At 73.6% G+C, this 4,524-nt stretch carries 4 protein-coding genes; 2 read left to right on the top strand and 2 right to left on the bottom strand.

The features are described from left to right. Positions 1–28 precede the first annotated feature (28 nt). Together ATM99_RS02135 and ATM99_RS02130 are read left to right on the top strand one after the other, a co-directional pair. Complete coding sequence (locus ATM99_RS02135) at positions 29–1,270, top strand: alpha-amylase family protein (RefSeq protein WP_062101307.1); 1,242 nt, start codon at positions 29–31, stop codon at positions 1,268–1,270. Positions 1,271–1,664: 394 nt separating this feature from the next. After that, entirely contained in the window at positions 1,665–2,861 is a 1,197-nt protein-coding gene (locus ATM99_RS02130; protein ID WP_190278748.1) for a M15 family metallopeptidase, read from the top strand. A 54-nt stretch (positions 2,862–2,915) separates the two neighbouring features. Here ATM99_RS02130 and ATM99_RS02125 read toward each other — a convergent pair whose 3' ends face one another. Both ATM99_RS02125 and ATM99_RS02120 read right to left on the bottom strand, forming a co-directional pair. Continuing rightward, on the bottom strand, positions 2,916–3,839 hold the full coding sequence (locus tag ATM99_RS02125) for an NADP-dependent oxidoreductase (protein WP_062101305.1): 924 nt from the start codon (positions 3,837–3,839) through the stop codon (positions 2,916–2,918). A gap of 154 nt (positions 3,840–3,993) precedes the next feature. Next, the gene (locus ATM99_RS02120; RefSeq protein WP_223304766.1) at positions 3,994–4,398 is read right to left on the bottom strand and encodes a GNAT family N-acetyltransferase; all 405 of its coding nucleotides are present in this window, start codon (positions 4,396–4,398) and stop codon (positions 3,994–3,996) included. Positions 4,399–4,524: the final 126 nt, after the last annotated feature.

The following is a 4,524-nucleotide window of genomic DNA, read 5'->3' as shown; positions in this document are numbered from 1 at the left end:
CGGGTGCGCCGTCGGACGGGGAGGTGCCGTGGGCTGGGTCGAGCACGTGATCTGGTGGCACGTGTACCCGCTCGGCGCGGTGGGCGCTCCGGTCCGCGAGCCCGACGACGCGCACGAGCCGCACCGCCTCGACCGCCTGCTCCCCTGGCTCGACCACGTGGTCGAGCTCGGCACGAACGGCCTGCTGCTGGGCCCGGTGTTCGCGTCCTCGACGCACGGCTACGACACGACGGACCACTACCGCGTCGACCCGCGCCTGGGCACCGACGAGGACCTCGACCGGCTCGTCGAGCAGGCCCACGCGCGCGGGCTGCGCGTCGTGCTCGACGGCGTGTTCAACCACGTCGGCGCCGAGCACCCGGTCGTCGCGCAGGTCCTCGCCGAGGGCCGCAACGGCCCGCGCGCGGGGTTCGTGCGCGTCGACTGGGACCACCCCGAGGGCCCGCGCACGGCGGACTTCGAGGGGCACCGCACGCTCGTCGCGCTGAACCACGACGACCCGGCCGTTGCCGCGTACGTCACCGACGTCATGACGCACTGGCTCGACCGCGGCATCGACGGCTGGCGCCTCGACGCGGCGTACGCGGTGCCGCCGGCGTTCTGGGCCCGCGTGCTGTCGGCGGTGCGCAAGCGGCACCCCGACGCGTGGGTGGTCGGCGAGGTCATCCACGGCGACTACGCGGGGGTCGTGGCGGCCTCGGGCATGGACTCCGTGACGCAGTACGAGCTGTGGAAGGCGGTCTGGAGCAGCCTGCTCGACCGGAACTTCTGGGAGCTCGACCACGCGCTCGGGCGGCACGCGGAGTTCCTCGAGGCGTTCGTGCCGCAGACGTTCATCGGCAACCACGACGTCACGCGGATCGCGACGCAGGTGGGCCCCGAGGCGGCCGTGCTCGCGCTCGTCGTGCTCATGACCGTGGGCGGCGTGCCGTCGCTGTACTACGGCGACGAGCTCGGCTGGACCGGGCTGAAGGAGGAGCGCGAGGGCGGCGACGACGCGATCCGGCCCGCGCTGCCCTCCGCGCCCGCCGACGTCGACGCGCACGCCCACGACGTGCTGGCGGTCCACCGCGAGCTCGTCGCGCTACGGCGCCGGCACGCGTGGCTGCACACCGCGCGGACGAGCGCCGACGAGCTGTCGAACACGCGGTACCGGTACACCGCCACGTCGACCGACGGCGCGCACCGGCTGCACGTCGAGCTCGACGTCACCGACGCACCGCACGCGACCGTGCGGGACGCCGACGGCGCGGTGCTGTTCGCGCGCTGAGCGCGAGCTCCGACCGGTACGCGCTCGGCTGCTGCCCGCTCCTCGCAGGCCGCTGCGCGCAGGGGAAAGACGTCGATTGCGTGCTGCCGCGACAACAGCCGAGAAGATAATCTCGCCTCGACCGCGCTCTGCGCAACACCTCATTCGTCCGCCAGTTCTTCAGACGCCGCAGCGATACGTTTCTCGACACCCACAGGGCCACGGTCCGTACTCAAAGGAGAGCATGTTGAGAACAGCATCGTCGCGGCGGCTGCGCATTCGCGCAGGATCCCTCGCGGTCACCGTCGCCGCCGCACTCGCCTTCGGCCTGGTGGGTGCGGCGCCGGCCTCCGCCGCCTGCGCGCAGCCCCTGAGCTGGGGATCCCACAGCAACGGCTACATCCCCTCGTCCGCGATGACCGCGCTGTCATGGGCCCCGGCACATCAGCTCTACCCGCCGGGCGCCGCGAAGTTCGAGCAGCTGAACTCTGCGTTCCGCGCGCGTTTCGGGAAGAACATCGAGCTCAGCGGCTCCTACCGCAGCTACAGCAGGCAGGTCACCCTGAAGGCAGAGAAGGGACGTCTAGCCGCCACACCCGGTTGCTCGAACCACGGGTGGGGGCGAGCGGTCGACCTCGGAGACGACATCCGGCACTTCGGCACCGACCAGTACAACTGGATGCTCGCCAACGCGCCGACCTACGGGTGGGTGGCCCCGGCGTGGGCTCGGCAGGGCGCCACGCTCCCGGAACCGTGGCATTGGGAGTTCCCGGGCAGCGGCGGGGAGTCGATGCCGGACACGGACCCGGAGGACCCCGCCTCGATCGCGGTCCCACGGATCAGCGCCGTCACGCCCGCAGGCGAGCTGGTCGTGAAGGAGGGCCCGATCGGCGCGACGTGGCTCAAGGTCCTCGACGGGTTGGACCTTGCCACGACGGTGACCTCCCCCACCCGCATCGGCGCGCTGACGACCACAGGTGAGCTCTACGTCAAGGACGGACCGATCGGCGCCCCGTGGGCGCTGACGGCGCGCGAGGTGACGGACTTCGACCTCACGGCGGAACGCGTCGTGGTGGCGCTCCGCGACGGAACCGTCCAGCTCAAGGAGGGCGGGCTGGGCGCGCCGTGGGCGACGCTCGCCTCCGGCGGCGCGACCGACGTCGAGCTGGCGGGCGACCGCATCGGCGCGGTGGTGGCGGGCGCCGCCATCGTCAAGGAGGGCACGTGGGACGTGCCCTGGGTGACGGTGAGCACGGGGGTGGACGAGCTCGAGCTCGACGGAGGCCGGATCGCGATCCGCAGCGGGGGGACGGTCTCCGTCAAGGAGGGACCGCTCGGCGCGGCCTGGACCACGGTGTTCAGCGGCGCACCCGCCGACGTCGAGCTCGGTGGTGACCGGGTCGCGGTGCGGACGGCCTCGGCCCTCCTCGTCAAGGAAGGACCGCTCAACGCGCAGTGGGTCACGGTCTCGACCGGCCAGATCACCGACATGGCCGTCACGCAGGATCGTGTCGCGATGATCTCGGCGGGCTCGCTCGTGCTGAAGGACGGTGGCATCGGGGCACCCTGGGTCACGCTCACCGACCAGGCCACGGCCGTCGACCTGTCATGACACGGTGGCGCGGCGCTCGAGCGACGTCGAGCGCCGCGCCCCGGCGGGCACCGCTCAGACCCGGACGACGACCTTGCCGCGCACGTGCCCACCCGCCACGAGGTCGTGCGCCGCGGCGGTCTCGGCGAGGTCGAAGACCTGCGCGACGTCGACCTTGACGGCGCCGTCCTCGATCAGCGCCGTGAGCGCGTCGAGGTCGGAGGTGCTGGGGCGCACCCACACGTAGTGGCCGCCGAGCTCGGTGCGCGCCTCGGGCGAGACGATCGACGCGACCGTACCGCCGTCGGCCAGCACCGCGCGCGTGGTGGCGACGAGGTCGTCACTGCCGTAGTCGAGCACGACGTCGACGCCCTGCGGCGCGAGCGCGCGCACGCGGTCGACCAGGCCGTCGCCGTACGTCACGGGCTCGGCGCCCAGCGCGCGCAGGTGGTCGTGGTTGCGCTCGGACGCCGTGCCGATGACGCGCACGCCCCGCGCGCGCAGGATCTGCACCGCGAACTGCCCGACCCCGCCGGCCGCCGCGTGCACGAGCGCCGTCTGCCCCGCGGTGACGCCCGCGCGCTCGATCGTCTGGAACGCCGTGAGCCCGGCCAGCGGCACGGCCGACGCCTCCTCGAAGCTCAGCGACGCGGGCTTGCGCGCGAGCGTCCGCACGGGCGCGGCGACGTACTCGGCGAACGTGCCCCCGTGCAGCCAGTCGCGGCGCACGTACCCGTAGACCTCGTCACCCACGGACAGCTCCGGGGTGTCGAGGCCGACGCGCTCGACGACGCCCGCGACGTCCCAGCCCGGCACGGCCGGGAACTGGAAGTCCATGATCGGGTCGAGGTACCCCTGGCGGACCTTGAAGTCGACGGGGTTCACGGACGCGGCGCGCACCCGCACGAGCACGCTGTCGGGGCCGACCTTCGGCTCCGGGAGGTCGGTGAGCTGCAGGACGTCGGAGCCGCCGAAGCGGTCGTAGGTGATGGCACGCATACCGAGGGCAACCACGCCCCGGGGCCGTCGTGTTCCCGCACGCTCCCGCACCGCCGACGGACAGCCGCGCGGACGACGGACAGTGGCACGCCGGTGTCCGTCGAGCCTTGCCGCTGTCCGTCGGGGGGACTGGGCGGGGAGAGCCGCTCCACCGTCAGGGCGACGTGCGCCACTCGCGCGCGAGCACCGCGTACCGGTAGGCGTCGTGCCACACGGGCGCGCCGTCGGGCGCCGCGCGGAACGTCGCGACCTCGATCAGGTGCGCCTCGCGCCGCATGCCGAGGCGCTCCAGCAGCCGCCACGACCTCTCGTTGCGAGGGTCGCAGCCCGCGACGACCCGGTGCGCGCCCGCGGCGAACGTCCGGTCGACGAGCGCGCGCGCCGCCTCGGTCGCGTACCCGCGGCCGCCGTGCGCGGGGTGGAACACGAACCCCAGCTCCCACGTGAGGGGCTGCGGGGCCGGCGCCAGGTACAGGTGCCCCACGAGGACGTCGCCGTGGCAGACCGCGACGAACCGCGGGTCGTCGGCCCGCTCGGCGGCCTGCCGGTCACACCGCACGGTCCTGCGGGCCGTAGGGCTCGAACCGCACGACGTCGGGGTCGCCGAGGTACGCGTGCAGCGCCGCACCGTCGTCGGGGCGGAAGTCGCGCAGGGTCAGGCGCTCGGTCGTGATCGGGTCCACCC

The sequence above is a fragment of the Cellulomonas sp. B6 genome, from assembly GCF_001462455.1.
GTDB lineage: Bacteria > Actinomycetota > Actinomycetes > Actinomycetales > Cellulomonadaceae > Cellulomonas.
Note: the sequence above shows the minus strand (reverse complement) of the source record. Positions and strands in the feature narration are given on the sequence as shown.

Bases quoted from the DNA above. Each gene is read 5' to 3' on its own strand.
- ATM99_RS02130 (WP_190278748.1), top strand. From the start codon at position 1,665: ATGACCGCGCTGTCATGGGCCCCGGCACATCAGCTCTACCCGCCGGGC.
- ATM99_RS02125 (WP_062101305.1), bottom strand. From the start codon at position 3,839: ATGCGTGCCATCACCTACGACCGCTTCGGCGGCTCCGACGTCCTGCAG.